The organism is Sporosarcina koreensis (assembly GCF_000826145.2).
Lineage (GTDB): Bacteria > Bacillota > Bacilli > Bacillales_A > Planococcaceae > Sporosarcina > Sporosarcina trichiuri.
In genome coordinates, this window is record NZ_LN651337.1 from 424,836 (window position 1) to 441,352 (window position 16,517).

The following is a 16,517-nucleotide window of genomic DNA, read 5'->3' on the forward strand; positions in this document are numbered from 1 at the left end:
TCTATGAAAGTCGTCCTGCAGCGGTCCAAACAGGCATCTGTCACCGTGGATGATGAAGTCATCGGTGCGATCGGGCATGGCTATGTCCTGCTCGTCGGCCTGACCCACGAGGATACGGAACAAGACGCCGACTATGCAGCAAAGAAAATCGCCGGACTCCGCCTGTTCGAAGACGGAGACGGCAAGATGAACCGGTCGATCGATGAAACTGGGGGACAGATCCTGTCGATTTCCCAGTTCACCCTGTACGGGGACAGCCGGAAAGGCAGACGTCCGAGTTTCATCGAAGCGGCCCGTCCGGAGCATGCAGAGCCGCTCTACGATCATTTCAATGAGCAGCTCCGTGCACTCGGGCTTCGGGTTGAAACCGGCCGGTTCGGGGCGATGATGGATGTGTCGCTCGTCAATGACGGACCGGTGACCCTGATCATCGAATCCAAGTGAAAAATCCGCAGGAGCAACCGGCTCCTGCGGATTTTTTATTGGGCATCGAAATAATCGAGAAGCCCTTTATAGATTCCCTGCGATGCCTGCTCCCTGAAATAGCCGCTCGTCAGCATACGCTCTTCCGACGAATTGGACAGGAATCCGAGTTCGATCAGGACTGCCGGCAGCCGGTTTTCCCGCAGGACGAGGAAGTTGGCGGATTGCGTGCCGCGGTTCCCGAGGTCGACCGTACCGGCGAGCCCTTCATTCAGCGCATCGGCGAATGCCTTTTGCGCAGGCTGTGTATAGTACGTTGTGAATCCGGAAATCGACCGGTCCGGATTGGCATCATAGTGGAGACTGACAAATGCGTCCGCATTCTCCTGATGGCCGATGTCCGTCCGTTTTCTCAGCGAAACGTATGTATCGGAATCCCTCGTCATGACGACTGTCGCGCCGGCGTCCTTCAATTTGCCTGCCAAAAGCTCTGCAGTCAGAAGTGTCAGGTCCTTTTCGTCCGTTCCGCGCGTGCCGGTCGTGCCGCGGTCATTGCCGCCGTGTCCCGGATCGATTGCAATCGTAAGCCCTTTCAGTGTCCCTTTTTCCCGTGCCTTCTTCGTGGGTGCGAAAGAGGCATCTGATGATTCACCAGTCCGGTTGACGACCCAGTCAGCCACGAATGCCGTCCCGCCGTTTTCCAGGATGATCTCATACCAGCCGTCTACTTCGCCTTTCACGCGGAACACGTCTCCGGCATCTGCTCTCAGGACCACGTCAGACGCGGTCGAAGGGGACTGACGGATGTTCGTCCCGTTCGTGACGACCGATACGGCTGCGCTCCCGCCGAGTGACTGCTGTTCGGGATGTCCTGACAGGTCTCCGTGAAATGCGTAGACCCAGCCAGACGTTTTGCCGGACAGCGCGATTTTCACCCAGTTCCCCTCAATGCGTTCAACTGGAAACGATTCGTCTTTCTGTATGGTGCCGACACGTTTCGAAGATTGTGTCGCTTTTTTCCTTACATTCAGCTTATCGACCGCCACGGTGAACGTATCCGCCTTGACTGCTTTTGCATTGTCGGCGTTTTCCTCGGTGACACCTAAGGATGAAGGCACTTCCGTTATGTATGTCGTATGCACCCAGCCGTCTGTACCATCAGCTGAAATGGAAGCCCACTCCCCGTCGTAGCCGAGCAGATCGGCAGGTTCTCCGGAACGGAGTTTGCCGATGACCGCGGAATTGGTCGAAGGACCGGAGCGGATGTTCAGGGAATCGACACGGGATACGACCGTTTTGCCTGCAGTTTCGGAGGCATTCCCTTTCTTTGTAAGCCATGCTGCAATCCAGCCGGTTTCGCCATCTCCGGATATTTTGAGCCAGTCGCCGGAATGCCCGATGACATCAACGGTTTGCCCGTCCGACAGCCGGCCTGTCACCGAGTAGGTGAGCCCCGGACCCGACCGGATGTTCAGTGTCGGGGAATCGACTGTGACAGTCTCTGCAGCACCGTCAGCAACAGCTGTGATGAAGCCGCCGCCCAGCAGCACAGCCAGCAGGAAGAACCCCGCAGCGAGTGCTGTTTTTGCAAGTTTCGGCATGTTTCCACACTCCTTTGTCCATATTGTAAAAGAACGGACGGGAAAAAACCATACCAAATGAAAAAGGTTGACACCTTGGCGACAGATGGTACTATTATTGATAACTGCATGCAGTGAACATTGTCGATGACTTGGAAAGTATTCAAGCAACTGGCTGAACAGAGAAGGGCGGACCCAGGCTGAAATCCCCCTCAGGCAACCTTGGAGAAAAACACCAGCGAGACGCCAGGCTGAAACGCGGACACCGCTTAGTAGGCAGGGACGGAACCGGCCGTTATCCGGATACGAGTGGGTGTCAGATGACATCAATTTGGGTGGAACCGCGGAAGCTTACATATAAGCTCTCGTCCCTTGCAGACGCAGGGGATGGGGGCTTTTTTGCATTCCGCGAAATGACCCGCATGATCAGGAGAGGGGTTTACCGATGAAGTTCAAAGTGCCAAGAGGAACACAAGACATCCTGCCGTCCGAATCGTGGAAATGGCAGAAGCTCGAACGGATGATCCATGAAGTATGCGACCTGTACCGTTATGAGGAAATCCGCACACCGATGTTCGAACAGACCGAACTGTTCCAGCGGACGGTCGGCGATACGACGGACATCGTGACGAAAGAAATGTATACATTCAAAGACCGGGGCGACCGCTCCATGACACTGCGGCCGGAAGGGACAGCACCAGTCGTCCGTTCGTTCGTTGAAAACAAAATGTTCGGCTGGCCCGACCAGCCGGTCAAACTATACTACATCGAGCCGATGTTCCGGTACGAACGCCAGCAGGCGGGGCGCTACCGCCAATTCGTCCAATTCGGCACGGAAGCGATCGGCAGTGCCGACCCTGCAATCGATGCGGAAGTCATCGCGCTTGCACTCGATGTATACAAACGGGCAGGCCTGAAGGACATCAAGCTTGTGCTGAACTCGCTCGGTGATCAGGCATCCCGCGCAGCGCACCGGGATGCACTCGTCGAACACTTCAAACCATCGATCAGTGAATTCTGTGCGGACTGCCAGAGCCGTCTGGAAAAAAATCCGCTCCGCATCCTCGACTGCAAAGTGGACCGCGAGCATCCGCTCATGAAGACTGCGCCGTCGCTGACGGATTATCTGAACGATGAATCCCGTGCATATTTCGACAAGCTGCAGCAGCTGCTGACGGCGGCAGGAATCAGTTTCGAGCTGGATCCGAACCTCGTCCGCGGACTTGATTACTATAATCATACAGCTTTCGAAATCATGAGTGCCGCCGAAGGGTTTGGCGCCATCACGACATTATGCGGCGGCGGCCGCTACAATGGGCTGGCGGAAGAGATCGGCGGACCTTCCGCACCCGGTATCGGATTTGGCATGAGCATCGAACGTCTCCTGCTTGCGCTGGAAGCGGAATCCGCTGAGCTTGAAAACGACGATGCGCTCGATATCTACGTCGTCTCGCTCGGCGAAGCGGCGAAAGACCGGGCATTTGAGGTGCTGCAGACACTTCGGGCAGCGGGCATCCGGGCGGATATGGATTATATGGACCGCAAGATGAAAGCGCAGATGAAGTCAGCGGACCGTCTCCGGGCGAAATGGGTGGCGGTGATCGGTGAAGAGGAAGTCGAACGGAATATCGTACAGCTGAAAAACATGGCGGAAGGCACGCAGCAATCGGTTTCCGCCGATGAACTAGTGAAAAACATCCTGGCAGCAGGGAACTAAGAGAGGCAGTGGTAATGATGCAACGGACACAGTATTGTGGGGAATTGAACGAACAGAATATCGGGGAGCAGGTGACACTGAAAGGCTGGGTGCAGAAGCGGCGTGACCTCGGCGGCCTGATCTTCGTCGATTTGCGGGACCGGACAGGAATTGTCCAGGCGGTCTTCAATCCGGCGATTTCCGGCCAGGCACTTGAGACGGCTGAGCGGCTGCGCAGTGAATTCGTCATTTCGGTGACTGGAAATGTCGTCGAACGCGACGAGCGGACAAAAAACAAGAACCTGAAAACAGGCGGCATCGAAGTACACGCGGAACAGATTGAAATCATCAACGAAGCGAAAAATCCGCCATTCCTGATTGAGGACGATACGGACGTCAGCGAAGAACTCCGCTTGAAATACCGCTATCTCGACTTGCGCCGTCCCCAGCTAGCCCGTACATTCAAGATGCGGTCCGACATTACGAAGACAATCCGTAATTTCCTCGACAATGAAGGGTTCCTCGAAGTTGAGACGCCGATCCTGACGAAGTCGACCCCGGAAGGCGCTCGTGACTACCTAGTGCCGAGCCGTGTCCATGAAGGCGAATTCTACGCATTGCCGCAGTCGCCGCAGCTATTCAAGCAGATGCTCATGGTATCCGGCTTCGACCGGTATTTCCAGATTGCCCGCTGCTTCCGGGACGAGGATCTGCGTGCGGACCGCCAGCCGGAATTCACACAAGTCGATATGGAAATGAGTTTCATGTCGATCGAAGAGATCATCGAACTGAATGAGCGTATGATGCAAAAAGTGATGAAGGACGTCAAAGGGATTGCAATCGACGCACCATTCAAACGGATGACGTATGCGGATGCAATGGCTCGCTACGGATCTGACAAACCGGACACACGTTTCGGCATGGAGCTGACCGATGTATCGGAAATCGTGAAAGATACAGCATTCAAAGTGTTCACCGGTGCACTTGAGTCCGGCGGCCAAGTGAAGCTGATCAACGTCAAAGGGGCGGCTGCCGATTACTCCCGGAAAGATATCGATGGCTTCGGTGAATTTGCTGCCGTCTACGGAGCGAAAGGCCTGGCATGGCTGAAGGTGGAAGCAGACGGACTCAAAGGACCGATTGCGAAGTTCTTCGAAGGGGACACAGCGGAAGCGGTGCAGACTGCAGCTGCTGCGGAGCCTGGCGACCTGCTGTTGTTTGCCGCCGATAAAAAATCGGTCGTTGCTGATACGCTCGGCGCGCTGCGCATGAAATTCGGGAAAGAACGCGGTCTGATCGACGAGTCGCTCTACAACTTCCTGTGGGTCACCGACTGGCCGCTGTTCGAGTACGACGAGGAAGACGGCCGGTTCTACGCAGCACATCATCCGTTCACAATGCCTGCTGACGTCAAAGAACTCGAGGAGAGTCCAGAGACAGTGAAGGCGCTCGCCTATGACTTGGTGCTCAATGGCTATGAACTTGGCGGCGGATCACTGCGCATCTACGAACGTGACGTGCAGGAGAAGATGTTCAAAGCACTCGGATTTACCCAGGAGGAAGCGCGCGAGCAGTTCGGATTCCTGCTGGACGCGTTCGAATACGGCACACCTCCGCACGGCGGCATCGCCTTCGGTCTTGACCGTCTCGTCATGCTGCTGACCGGTTCAACGAACTTGCGTGATACGATTGCGTTCCCGAAAACAGCGAGCGCAACGGACCTGTTGACAGAAGCTCCGGATACAGTGGACCCGGCGCAGCTCACGGAATTGCATATTCAATTAGCCCCAGAACGAAAATAGGAAATTAGCACTTTTCTGATTTCAATCAAGAATTTCGTGTGCAAATGATTGAAACGCTTACAAGCATATGCTATGATACATGTATTAACAAATCCTGAGGTGTTCGTTATTTGCCAGACAGTTTTGACCGAACACTTTAATCGTCGGGAGCCCAGGTTCTTCTCATGATGACATGCCTGTCATGGGACCTCAGAAGTGAGAAGACCGGGCACCCACCTGCACCGTGCGGGTTCAAAACGATATTACAAAGACGGCACATTCGGGATTTGTTCCACTTCAGACAGTCCACCTCTTAGCAATCCTGCTGAGAGGTTTTTATTTTGAAAGAGAAAGGTTGTTGGCTCATGTTAAACCAGTTTTCACGAAACGAACTATCCATCGGCAAAGAAGGGATCGGCCGGATGGCGGATACGACAGTCGCCATTCTCGGCGTCGGAGGTGTCGGCTCGTTCGCCGCAGAAGCATGCGCCCGGAGCGGCATCGGTAAGATCATCCTTGTGGACAAGGATGACGTCGATATCACCAACATCAACCGGCAGCTCGTCGCCTACCTGTCAACAGTGGGCAAGCTGAAAGTGGAAGTCATGCAGGAGCGCATCAAAGACATCAATGCGGACTGTGAAGTCGTACCGCTCCATATGTTCTACACAGAAGAGACGGCAGACCGCTTTTTCGCAGAGAAGCCGGACTACGTGATCGATGCCTCTGACACGATCAGCTACAAGATCCATCTGATCGAGCAGTGCCTCGAGCGCGGCGTCAAGATCATTTCAAGCATGGGGGCCGCAAACAAGATCGATCCGACGCGTTTCCAGATCGCCGATATTTCAAAGACGCACACCGATCCGATCGCAAAGGTCATCCGCACCCGACTGCGGAAAGCGGGTATCACAAAAGGTGTGCCGGTCGTGTTTTCCGATGAAAGTCCGATCATCGTGCGCGAAGATGTCGTCGGAACAGTCGGCAAGCCGGACGCCGCGATCCGCAAAGCCAAAATGCCGCCCGCATCGAATGCCTACTGTCCATCCGTCGCCGGTCTGGTCGCCGCCAGCTGGGTGCTGAACGACATCACCGCCGACATACCGCTTCAGCGGGTGAACGACAGCAAGTAAGCGGGAATCTGCGGCGGCAAGGCATCTGATCTGTTCATGAACCTGGCGAAGTGATCATAAATCGCCGAAAGTGATCATAAACCCGGGAAAGTGATCATAAATGCGTACTTTCGCTCATAAATCATGAAAAGTGATCATAAATCTTCAATCCCGCTCATAAACCCGTATAACAACTGAAAATCCAGCAAGACATACAGCCGGCCAGCTGCTCGCTGCCGCCCGACTGTATGGTCCAGTACAAAAAAGCATGGCCGGAGTCATTCCTCCGGCCATGCTTTTCATATGCGCTTCATATATTCCTTTTTCCAGACCAATACCTGCTCGAATGCATCCTCCACGGTATCCGCTTCGATGATCGTCTTCAGATCATCATCCACCTTTCCGGTCGAATGCCGATAGCGCGGGTCGTAATAATGCTCGAGCAACAGCAGAGTGGCGGTCTCATAGTCTCCGCAATGGAGGGCCGTCCCGATCTCCTTTGCAACCGGCACATGGATGCGCCGCTTGATCTGCTCGAACGCGATCAGGAACTCGTCCGGCTGCTCCCATGGCTTATAATCGGCGAGCGTGAGACGCACCCGTTCCTCGATCGGCAGCCGGATGATCAGCTGACGGCTCAGTTCCTTCTTCTCGAACAGGAAAGTGGGCATCGTCACTTTGCCGATCCGCTTGCTTTCGCCTTCGATGAAGACAAGCGGTTCTTCTGCAGTCCGTTTCAGCTCATGGAGCAGGAGCGACTCGAAATTCTTCTGGTTCTTCGCCTGCAGGCCGATCTGGCCGAAGATCGAGCCGCGGTGTCCGGCGAGCCCTTCCAGGTCCACGACCGCCTCGCCTGCATCTGCAAGCTTATGCAGGATGACCGTCTTGCCGGATCCCGTATAGCCGTTCAGCACAAGCAATTCCGGCCGATAGTCCATCAAATCCAGCTGCTCGACGACCCACTGACGGTACGTACGGATGCCGCCGATCAGCCGGTTCGCATGCACGCCCATCAGGTCCAGCACGGTGGCCGCGGTTTTGCTGCGCATCCCGCCGCGCCAGCAGAATACGGTCATCGGTGTCCCGATCGCCTGGAAATCGGCGATGAACTGCGGAAGTTTGGCCGAGAAGATTTCAAGGCCCCTCTTTTTCGCTTCCGCCTGTCCGACCTGTTTATAGATCGTTCCGACTTCCGCCCGCTCTTCGTCATTGAAGACGGGGATGTTCAGACTGCCGGGAATGCTCGATTCGGCATACTCCTTCGGCGATCTGACATCGATGAGCGTGTGCGCACCACTTGCATGGAGTTCCATCAGATCTTTTAAACTAATATCACGAAACATAGCTGCACCTTCTTATCGGACTGTAATATGTCCTGGATGTTCAGACGTCACTTCACCGATCCGTTTCGCTGCCACTCCGTTTTCCTGGAGGGAGGACAGCAGTTGATCGGCATCATCCGCCGATACTGCAATCAGTAGACCGCCCGACGTTACCGCGTCACACAATACCCATTGATCGATCTGATCGAGCCGCGGATCGAACGAGACCGCACCTTCCAGATGGGCAAAGTTGTTCTTCGTTCCGCCCGGCACATGGCCGTCCTGCGCCAGTTCCTTCGCACGCGGGAGGACCGGCACCTCGTCAGCATGGATGATGATGCCGGCGTTGCTGCCTTTCGCCATTTCGGATGTATGTCCGAGCAGTCCGAAACCGGTGACGTCCGTGACTGCGTGGACGCTGAATGGCTTCATCGTTTCAGCGGCCGTCTTGTTCAGTGTCGTCATGACGGAGGTCACGTCACGGACCTCTCCGCCGGACAGCTTGCCGTGTTTCAGGGAAGTCGTGTAGATCCCCACGCCGATCGGTTTTGTCAGCAGGAGGACATCCCCCGGTTTTGCGCCTGCGTTCGCGCGTACATGATCAGGATGCACCGTTCCTGTCACGGCCAGTCCGAACTTCGGTTCCTGGTCATCGATCGAGTGGCCGCCCACGAGTGTGACACCCGCTTCCTTCAGCTTGTCGCCCGCTCCGCGGAGGATTTCCGTCAAAATGGTTTTGTCGAGTGCCGCGATAGGGAATGCTACTATATTAAGGGCCGTGATCGGCGTGCCGCCCATCGCGTAAACGTCACTGATCGCATTGGCCGCTGCGATCTGACCGAAGTCGTACGGATCATCGACGATCGGTGTGAAGAAGTCGAGCGTCTGGACAATCGCGAGGTCATCGGATACTTTATACACACCGGCATCATCGCTCGTGTCGAGACCGACGAGCAGGTTCGGATCCGGTTCCGCCTGCGGCAGATTCCGGAGAACATCAGCCAGGTCTGCGGGACCGATTTTGCAGCCGCAGCCGCCTTTTTTTGTCAGAGTCGTCAATTTAACTGGAGTTTCCATTTATACGTCGCCTCTCAATGTCGAATATTTGAACAGACAGCTGGAACAGCCTGCTGTCCTTCATTTTATCATAAAAAGGGGAGCGGCTCCTGTCTGACCCTTCGGCATGACAAAATCCACACATTTTAAGCAAAACCAAATCGTTCACTAGGAGGAACAGTTATGGAAAAATATGAAATGATTATTGGGAAGCAGGATTACGGCGAACAGCTGGGTACGATCGGCATCGTCAACCCATATACACAGGAAACGATTGCCACTGTGCCGAACGGCGGGGCGGATGAAGCGAAACGGGCAGTGGATGCCGCACATGGTGCGTTCCCCGCATGGGCTGCACTCACAGCCTACGAGCGGAGCGGGCTCATCATGAAATGGCATGATCTGATCGAGCGGGACAAGGAAGACCTCGCCCGCACGATGACCGAGGAACAGGGCAAGCCGATCACGGAAGCGCGCGGTGAGATGGAGTATGCAAACGGCTTCAACGCCTGGTATGCGGAAGAAGCGAAACGCGTATACGGTGAGACGATCCCCGCTTCAAAACCAGGGAAGCGGCTGTTTGTCACGAAACAGCCGGTCGGCGTCGTCGCAGCCATCACGCCGTGGAATTTCCCGGCGGCGATGATCACCCGGAAAGTCGCGCCTGCACTCGCTGTCGGCTGCACGGTCGTCATCAAACCGTCCCGTCTGACCCCCCTCACTGCCGTGAAACTCGGCCGGCTTGCACTCGAAGCCGGTATCCCGGAAGGCGTCGTCAACGTTGTGACAGGGGACTCAGGCGCAATCTCGGACGCCTGGCTCGAAGACGGACGGGTGAAGAAGATCACGTTCACCGGTTCTACGGAAGTCGGCCGGGAACTCATGAAGAAAGCATCGGATACTGTGAAGAAGATTTCTCTGGAACTCGGAGGGCTGGCGCCTGCCATCGTGATGGATGACTGTGATCTCGACAAAGCGGTGGACGGCGTCATTGCTACGAAATTCCGCAATGCTGGCCAGACGTGCATCTGTGCGAACCGCGTCTACGTACAGGAATCGATTGCAGATGAATTCACGAGGAAGATCAGCGAAAAGGTCAGACAGCTGAAGACGGGCAGCGGATTGGAAGAAAAAACGAAGATCGGACCGCTCGTCGACCGGAAAGGACTCGAGAAAGTCGAACGCCATGTGGAGGATGCACTGGACAAAGGCGCAGAAGCAGCCGTTGGCGGCAACCTGGAAGAAGGGCTCATCTACCAGCCCACTGTCCTGACAGGAGTGACCGATGATATGATCTGCATGCATGAAGAGACGTTCGGGCCGGTTGTGCCGATCGCTCCGTTCAAGACGGAAGAAGAAGCCATCCGGAGAGCGAACGATACGATCTTCGGGCTCGCCGCATATCTGTTCACGGAGAATATGAGCCGCGGTATCCGGATGAGCGAGCAGCTCGAGTACGGGATCGTTGGGCTGAACGACGGATCACCTTCCACGCCGCAGGCACCATTCGGCGGGTTCAAGCAGAGCGGTCTTGGACGCGAAGGCGGACGCCAGGGTATCGAGGAATTCGTCGAAGTGAAATATATTTCTGCAGGCATATGAAAACAGCAAAAAGCAGGTACATCCACCATCGCTGTACCTGCTTTTTGCTGTTCAGATCAGGAGATCGAAGAGCATGCTGTCATGCTTCACTTCAGTGAACGGAAATCCGTTTTCCTCCATACGGCCGACCAGGCCGCCGTGGTCTGCCGGGTCTTTCAATTCGATACCGACCAATGCCGGCCCGTTCTCTTTGTTGTTCTTCTTAGTATATTCGAACGTGGTGATATCATCGTTCGGTCCAAGCACATTATCCAGGAACTGACGGAGTGCGCCTGAACGCTGCGGGAAGTTGACGATGAAATAATGGAGCAGGCCCTGATGGATCAGCGATTTTTCCTTGATTTCTTGCATACGGCCGATATCGTTGTTCCCTCCGCTGATCACAAGGACGACAGATTTACCTCTGATCTGTTCTTTATACGCATCGAGCGCTGCCACGGGCAGGGCGCCCGCAGGTTCCGCAATGATGGCATGCTTGTTGTACAGGTCGAGGATCGCCGTGCAGACTTTCCCTTCAGGAACGGCAAGGACATCATCGACCAGTTCGAAACAGACATCGAATGTCTTCTGGCCGGGACACTTCACGGCAGCTCCATCGACGAACTTATCGATATCGGGCAGGGAAGTCCTCGCCCCCTTATCGAACGATGCACGCATACTCGCCGCTCCTGCAGGCTCGACGCCGATCATCCGGGTTTGCGGCGAGAGGTTTTTAATATATGTACTCATACCGGACATGAGGCCGCCCCCGCCGATGCTTGCGAACACATAATCGAGCGGCTCTCCGATGTCATTCATGATTTCGACTGCTACGGTCGCCTGGCCCGCCATGATATCGAAGTCGTCGAACGGATGGATGAAGATCCGCCCTTCCTCCGACGTGCATCGGCTCGCCTCTTCGAACGAATCATCGAACGTATCGCCTGTCAGCACGATATCGACAGTCCCTCTGCCGAACATTTCCACTTGATCGACTTTCTGTTTCGGTGTAGGAAGCGGCATGAAGATCTTGGCATCGATTCCGAGTTCCGCACATGCATACGCGACGCCCTGTGCATGATTGCCGGCACTTGCGCAGACGACACCTTTCTGCCGTGCCTCCTCTTCGATGCATTTGATTTTATAATACGCACCGCGCAGTTTGAACGAGCGGACCGACTGCAGATCTTCCCGCTTGATGTAGACGGTGCATCCATATTCATTCGACAGCCGCTCATTCTTCTGGAGCGGTGTATGGACGACAACGTCTTTCAGCACCTGATTCGCAATCAGAATATCTTCGATAGCTAACTGTTTTTTCGCTGCTTCCTGTATGTTCGTCAAAGTGAAGACCTCCTGGGCAACTGGCATTTTTCAATACTACCATGCAGGAAGCAGAGTGACAACGCTTTAAACGAAATAGTTAGAACATTTGGCATAAAAAATATATGTAAGCGTTTTCTTTATAAAATCACAAAAACTGCCGCGTGTCGACGAGCTGAAGGGCATCCGGCTCCACCTTCAGACGGAACACCGAATTCTCCTGTGGTTCCCCGTCAATCAAGAACAGGATGTCCTGATCGGCAGTCAGGACGGCTTCCGGACCATTCGCATAGGTGACAGCCCGGCTTCTGATCGGCTTTCCGAGCAGCAGCTTCGGCAGCAGCAGGAAGAGGACGGTCAGTCTCCGGGCAGAGTGGGCCGCAGTGATGGCCATCGAACCGTCTAGCGGATCTGCTGACGGGCAGACGCGGAGGCCGCCGCCGTATGTCGGCGTATTGCCTGCTGCGATAAGCCAGACGCTTTGCCAGTCATGGATGTCATCGCCGACTGTAAGCCGTGCTGAGAAAGGTCTGAATTCAATCAGTGTCTCGAGAGCCGCGATCAGATAGGCGAGGGAACCGAGACCGAACCGGTTCAGCACAGGCTTATAGGCGGATTGGTTGGCACGTCTGCCGATTTCCGCATCGGCACCGGCTGCTGCAATGGTTAGACCGAGTCTGCCGTTCACATTCAGCAGATCGACACGCCGGATCGACGGGACAAGGATGCTGGACAGGAATTGGCCGGGATCAGCAGTCAGTCCGAATGTCCTTGCGGAATCATTGCCCGAGCCTGCGGGCAGGATGGCGAGGGGAATGTCAAGCCTGACGGCAAGCTGTAAAACAGAGCTTGCTGTCCCGTCACCGCCGATCACAATGATCATCGATACAGGTGCCTGATCATGCAGGCCGGTGATGAATGAGCCGGCTGCATCAGGTGAATCACTGAGCAGGGCTGTGCATGGAATCCGGGCTGCTGTCAGGCCGTCATGTACCTTCTGGAACAGGTTCGCAGCTTTACCGCGACCTGCCGCCGGATTCGCAATAATGGCATACATCGGTCAATCCCTCCCTGAAACCTGTCATTCTTTCGCCTCTTTCAGTGCATCATCTAGTTTTTTATAAATATCGAGCAATGCCTGTTGTTCGTCTGCCGAGATATGGGAAAACAATTCACGCCGAACCTCGATGCCGTCGTTATATGCTTTTTCAACGACAGATTTGCCCTCATCGGTGATCGACAAATATTTGGTCCGTTTATCGTTTTCAGCCTGGCGGCGGACGACGAGCCCTTGTTTTGTCAGTTTCGTAGACAGGTGCGTCAGAGAGGCAGGCGTGAAATTCAATTTTTTCGCGATATCGGATGGCCGGCTTTCCCCTTCATTCAGCAGTTCCTGCAGGACGAGTATATGCGAAATCCCCAGATCATTATCAGACCGCTGCTGCCACTGGACGACCATCTGATAGGTCACTTTCTCGATTGTGTGAAGTAATTCAAAAATATTCTGCTCCGTCATTTGGAAACCTCCATTGTAAGCAAGGGGCTTACAGTAAATAATTTATGTCGAATAAAATGATATCTACAGTATCATACACTATTCGGACAAAAAGAATATAATTTGAACCCTTACTAATTTTGCAGAACAGCCGATACTAGAAAGGCCGTCTCGTGAACGTTATGTGGAAAAGGTATTAAGGTATAGTTTTATCGTCAGGCAAGCGGTATACTTACCAAGGAATAAAGTCATATATAATTTTATCGAAAGAGGTATCAGGACTCATGAAGTTGACAAGATCTTTAACATTCCAGCTGGGCAGTCTGATTATCGGCATCCTTGTCGTCATGCTTGCCATCACATCTGTCGCTACATACAAAACAGCGTACGATAAATTGTTTGATGCGGCGGGAATCGAAGCATACGGCTGTGCAAATATCACGACGGGGCTTATCCTGCCAGATGATATGGAAAAAGCGCTGGGCGGGGATTCGGATGTCCAGGACGAAATCGGGAAACAGTTGAATTGGACAATTGAGCACAAGAGTATTTTTGAAACTCAGTACATATTGACATTGGACGGAACGATCGTAGCGCTGGACGATAACCTGAAAGCGAAAGGATTCGCACCGGGTGATGACTTCCATATTGACAGGGAAGCGATTGAAATGCTGAAAGAGATGAAACATCCAACCTACTCAAAGGCTTACAACTATGCAGACATGAAACGCCTCTCAGGATATGCACCGATCTTCAAGGATCATGACCCTTCAAAAGAAGTGATCGCAGTCAGCGTCATTGATTTTGACGCATCGATCGTTTCATCACGGACCTGGGACGTAGTGCGGAACGGTATTCTGATCAGCATCGTGCCTTTGCTGCTGGCGGCTCTGCTGACACTGTTCCTTCTCCGCAAGAAGACGAAACCGATCTCTTCGCTTATCGAGCACTCCAGACAGATAGCCGATGGGAACCTGAGCCTCAGCGATGTCCCTGTTGAAAGTCAGGATGAAGTCGGCGACTTGGCAAAGACGCTCAATACGCTTTCCGCCAACTTGCGGACCATGATCGGCACTGTCGGATCGACAGCCTCGAAGTTGACGATGAGCACTTCCAGAACATCCGATTCGTTGAAGGAAATGGAAGGGGCTGCCCACATGGTTTCGGAAAACATCAACGAAGCGGCAAGCTCCACAGCCGACGGTGGCGCAAGTGCGGAACAGGCCGCACAGCTTATGAAGGATCTGGCAGAAGGACTGCGCCAGGCGGACAGGCGCGCTGGAAACGCAGCGGCCATTTCCAATAACACGAAACTCCTCTCCGAGGAAGGAAGACAGCGGGCAGTACTGCTGAATGACGATATGCAGAAAATCCGGCAGTCTGCATTGAGTTCCCAGACTGCGATCGAAGGCCTGATCGGGTCTGCGAAGAAGATCCAGCTGATTACGGAATCGATTTCCGATATCGCCGCGCAGACGAACCTCCTCGCCTTGAATGCCTCCATTGAAGCGGCACGGGCGGGAGAACACGGCAAAGGGTTTGCCGTAGTCGCCGAAGAAGTGAGGCTTCTGGCCGAGCAGTCGAACGAAGACGTCCAGCAGGTCGGCGCGCTCATCCAGGGTATTTCTTCAAGTATTTCAAAAGTAGTGAGATCCTCGGAGGAAAGCGGGGAACTTATAGAAAGTGGTTCGGATACTGTCCGCAAGACCGCAGACACACTTGGCGGCATCTCCGCTGCGGTCGAAGAGACTGTGAAGGAAGTGGAGGCCATCTCCGAAAACCTTATCAAGGAATCACGGCTCTCAGAGGAAGCCGAGCAGCATATCCGCCAGCTGGCGGACGCCATCCATTCCATCGAAGAGATGACAGCCAACATTTCAGCATCCGGAGAAGAAACGTCTGCGACCATCACGGAGGTAGCTGGCCAGTCGGACGACATGAAGCGGCTTGCGGAAGAGCTTGAAGCAAGCATCCGCAAATTCCGTTTGGCAGAAGACGGAGACAGCGGGACTGTCAGCTGACCCGCATTTTCTGAAAGCCCGTTTTCTCAGTAGATTGTAAAATCAGAACAGAGCTGTTTTGCGCGATATATGATATAATGAAGTAGTGAAAAATTTTAGTTCTGAGGAGTTATCGACATGCTAAAAGACTTTTTTATCGGCCTTTCTCAAAACCAGATGCTGAACAGCGCAGCAAAAAAATACGGCCTGAAACTGGGTGCCCAAAACGTCGTAGCCGGAACCAACATCCCTGAAACGATCGAGAGCATCCGTGAACTGAATGCCCACGGTATTTCATGCACCGTCGACAATCTAGGCGAGTTCGTGCATAACCGCGAGGAAGCGACAGACGCGAAAGAACAGATCCTGAGTGTCATCGAAGCCATCCATGAGAACGGGGTGGATGCACACATCTCACTCAAGCCTTCTCAGCTCGGGCTGGATATCGATAAGGACTTCTGTGAGGACAACTTGCGTGAAATCGTCAAAAAAGCGAACGAGTATGATATCTTCGTCAACTTCGATATGGAAGACTATGGCCGTCTGAAGCCGTCATTCGACCTTCTCGATGACCTGTCGAAAGAGTACAAGAACATCGGCACAGTCATCCAGGCGTACTTCTTCGAAGCGGAAGACTACATGAAAGAGCATAAGGATTTCCGTCTGCGGATCGTCAAAGGCGCATATAAGGAATCACCTGCCGTCGCGTACCAGGACAAAGCGGATATCGATGAAAACTTCGTCCGATTGATCGAATGGCACCTGCTGAACGGCAAGTTCACATCGATCGCAACACACGACCATCATGTCATCAACCACGTCAAGCAGTTCGTGAAGGAGAACAATATCCCGAACGAGAAATTCGAATTCCAGATGCTGTACGGCTTCCGTAAGGATATGCAGCTGGAGCTTGCGAAGGAAGGGTACAACTTCACGACATATGTACCGTTCGGCCAGGACTGGTACGGATACTTCATGCGCCGTCTGGCAGAGCGCCCGCAAAACATGAACCTGATCGTCAAGCAGGTCTTCAACAAGAAGACGAATACGATGATCGGTCTGGCGGCCGGCGCATTCGCACTCGGACGTCTTACGAAAAAAGGCAAATAAGAAAAGTTGAATAACAAAAGAAGCTGTTCTGACTGTCA

General features: G+C 53.9%; 13 protein-coding genes, 1 other RNA gene and 1 other annotated feature. Of the genes, 8 read left to right on the forward strand and 6 right to left on the reverse strand.

All coding sequences use genetic code 11. The features are described 5' to 3' along the window. Positions 1 to 3 precede the first annotated feature (3 nt). The gene (gene dtd / locus BN1190_RS07775; protein ID WP_040286387.1) at positions 4 to 444 is read left to right on the forward strand and encodes a D-aminoacyl-tRNA deacylase; all 441 of its coding nucleotides are present in this window, start codon (positions 4 to 6) and stop codon (positions 442 to 444) included. Positions 445 to 479: 35 nt separating this feature from the next. On the opposite strand, the gene BN1190_RS07780 is transcribed toward dtd, so the two are convergent. Further along, a complete protein-coding gene (locus BN1190_RS07780) occupies positions 480 to 2,024 on the reverse strand; it encodes an N-acetylmuramoyl-L-alanine amidase (RefSeq protein WP_052461754.1) in 1,545 nt (514 codons plus the stop codon). 117 nt (positions 2,025 to 2,141) lie between these two features. Further along, positions 2,142 to 2,379: a binding site (T-box leader), on the forward strand. A 69-nt stretch (positions 2,380 to 2,448) separates the two neighbouring features. Here BN1190_RS07780 and hisS point away from each other — a divergent pair. The 4 genes from hisS to BN1190_RS07800 all read left to right on the forward strand — a co-directional run bounded on the left by hisS (position 2,449) and on the right by BN1190_RS07800 (position 6,613). Further along, positions 2,449 to 3,720, forward strand: coding sequence for a histidine--tRNA ligase (gene hisS, locus BN1190_RS07785; RefSeq protein WP_040286388.1), 1,272 nt, complete (start codon positions 2,449 to 2,451; stop codon positions 3,718 to 3,720). 14 nt (positions 3,721 to 3,734) lie between these two features. Then, positions 3,735 to 5,501 (forward strand): aspartate--tRNA ligase, encoded by a 1,767-nt coding sequence (gene aspS, locus BN1190_RS07790; protein WP_040286389.1) that lies wholly within the window; start codon positions 3,735 to 3,737, stop codon positions 5,499 to 5,501. 88 nt (positions 5,502 to 5,589) lie between these two features. Then, positions 5,590 to 5,771, forward strand: a non-coding RNA gene (gene ssrS / locus BN1190_RS07795) — 6S RNA. A 74-nt stretch (positions 5,772 to 5,845) separates the two neighbouring features. Beyond that, positions 5,846 to 6,613 carry a tRNA threonylcarbamoyladenosine dehydratase gene (locus BN1190_RS07800; protein WP_040286390.1) on the forward strand — a complete coding sequence of 256 codons (768 nt, stop codon included), beginning with the start codon at positions 5,846 to 5,848 and terminating at the stop codon, positions 6,611 to 6,613. Between the two features lie 278 nt (positions 6,614 to 6,891). Here BN1190_RS07800 and mnmH read toward each other — a convergent pair whose 3' ends face one another. Beyond that, entirely contained in the window at positions 6,892 to 7,935 is a 1,044-nt protein-coding gene (gene mnmH, locus BN1190_RS07805) for a tRNA 2-selenouridine(34) synthase MnmH (RefSeq protein WP_040286391.1), read from the reverse strand. Between the two features lie 12 nt (positions 7,936 to 7,947). After that, positions 7,948 to 8,991 carry a selenide, water dikinase SelD gene (gene selD / locus BN1190_RS07810; RefSeq protein WP_040286392.1) on the reverse strand — a complete coding sequence of 348 codons (1,044 nt, stop codon included), beginning with the start codon at positions 8,989 to 8,991 and terminating at the stop codon, positions 7,948 to 7,950. A gap of 162 nt (positions 8,992 to 9,153) precedes the next feature. Between selD and BN1190_RS07815 the strand changes: the two genes are divergently transcribed. Next, entirely contained in the window at positions 9,154 to 10,572 is a 1,419-nt protein-coding gene (locus BN1190_RS07815; protein WP_040286393.1) for an NAD-dependent succinate-semialdehyde dehydrogenase, read from the forward strand. A gap of 51 nt (positions 10,573 to 10,623) precedes the next feature. Here BN1190_RS07815 and ilvA read toward each other — a convergent pair whose 3' ends face one another. The 3 genes from ilvA to BN1190_RS07830 form a co-directional block, all read right to left on the reverse strand. Then, complete coding sequence (gene ilvA, locus BN1190_RS07820) at positions 10,624 to 11,886, reverse strand: threonine ammonia-lyase IlvA (protein WP_040287215.1); 1,263 nt, start codon at positions 11,884 to 11,886, stop codon at positions 10,624 to 10,626. Between the two features lie 136 nt (positions 11,887 to 12,022). Beyond that, positions 12,023 to 12,931, reverse strand: a complete 909-nt coding sequence (locus tag BN1190_RS07825; RefSeq protein WP_052461756.1) for a diacylglycerol/lipid kinase family protein — start codon at positions 12,929 to 12,931, stop codon at positions 12,023 to 12,025. Between the two features lie 24 nt (positions 12,932 to 12,955). Then, positions 12,956 to 13,390 (reverse strand): MarR family winged helix-turn-helix transcriptional regulator, encoded by a 435-nt coding sequence (locus BN1190_RS07830; RefSeq protein WP_040286394.1) that lies wholly within the window; start codon positions 13,388 to 13,390, stop codon positions 12,956 to 12,958. Positions 13,391 to 13,653: 263 nt separating this feature from the next. Between BN1190_RS07830 and BN1190_RS07835 the strand changes: the two genes are divergently transcribed. Continuing rightward, the gene (locus BN1190_RS07835; protein ID WP_040286395.1) at positions 13,654 to 15,390 is read left to right on the forward strand and encodes a methyl-accepting chemotaxis protein; all 1,737 of its coding nucleotides are present in this window, start codon (positions 13,654 to 13,656) and stop codon (positions 15,388 to 15,390) included. 117 nt (positions 15,391 to 15,507) lie between these two features. After that, positions 15,508 to 16,479, forward strand: coding sequence for a proline dehydrogenase family protein (locus BN1190_RS07840; RefSeq protein ID WP_040286396.1), 972 nt, complete (start codon positions 15,508 to 15,510; stop codon positions 16,477 to 16,479). The last annotated feature ends 38 nt before the right edge of the window (positions 16,480 to 16,517 follow it).

Bases quoted from the DNA above. Each gene is read 5' to 3' on its own strand.
- BN1190_RS07780 (WP_052461754.1), bottom strand. From the start codon at position 2,024: ATGCCGAAACTTGCAAAAACAGCACTCGCTGCGGGGTTCTTCCTGCTG.
- hisS (WP_040286388.1), top strand. From the start codon at position 2,449: ATGAAGTTCAAAGTGCCAAGAGGAACACAAGACATCCTGCCGTCCGAA.
- BN1190_RS07830 (WP_040286394.1), bottom strand. From the start codon at position 13,390: ATGACGGAGCAGAATATTTTTGAATTACTTCACACAATCGAGAAAGTG.
- aspS (WP_040286389.1), top strand. From the start codon at position 3,735: ATGATGCAACGGACACAGTATTGTGGGGAATTGAACGAACAGAATATC.
- BN1190_RS07800 (WP_040286390.1), top strand. From the start codon at position 5,846: ATGTTAAACCAGTTTTCACGAAACGAACTATCCATCGGCAAAGAAGGG.
- BN1190_RS07825 (WP_052461756.1), bottom strand. From the start codon at position 12,931: ATGTATGCCATTATTGCGAATCCGGCGGCAGGTCGCGGTAAAGCTGCG.
- selD (WP_040286392.1), bottom strand. From the start codon at position 8,991: ATGGAAACTCCAGTTAAATTGACGACTCTGACAAAAAAAGGCGGCTGC.
- BN1190_RS07840 (WP_040286396.1), top strand. From the start codon at position 15,508: ATGCTAAAAGACTTTTTTATCGGCCTTTCTCAAAACCAGATGCTGAAC.
- mnmH (WP_040286391.1), bottom strand. From the start codon at position 7,935: ATGTTTCGTGATATTAGTTTAAAAGATCTGATGGAACTCCATGCAAGT.
- BN1190_RS07815 (WP_040286393.1), top strand. From the start codon at position 9,154: ATGGAAAAATATGAAATGATTATTGGGAAGCAGGATTACGGCGAACAG.
- BN1190_RS07835 (WP_040286395.1), top strand. From the start codon at position 13,654: ATGAAGTTGACAAGATCTTTAACATTCCAGCTGGGCAGTCTGATTATC.
- dtd (WP_040286387.1), top strand. From the start codon at position 4: ATGAAAGTCGTCCTGCAGCGGTCCAAACAGGCATCTGTCACCGTGGAT.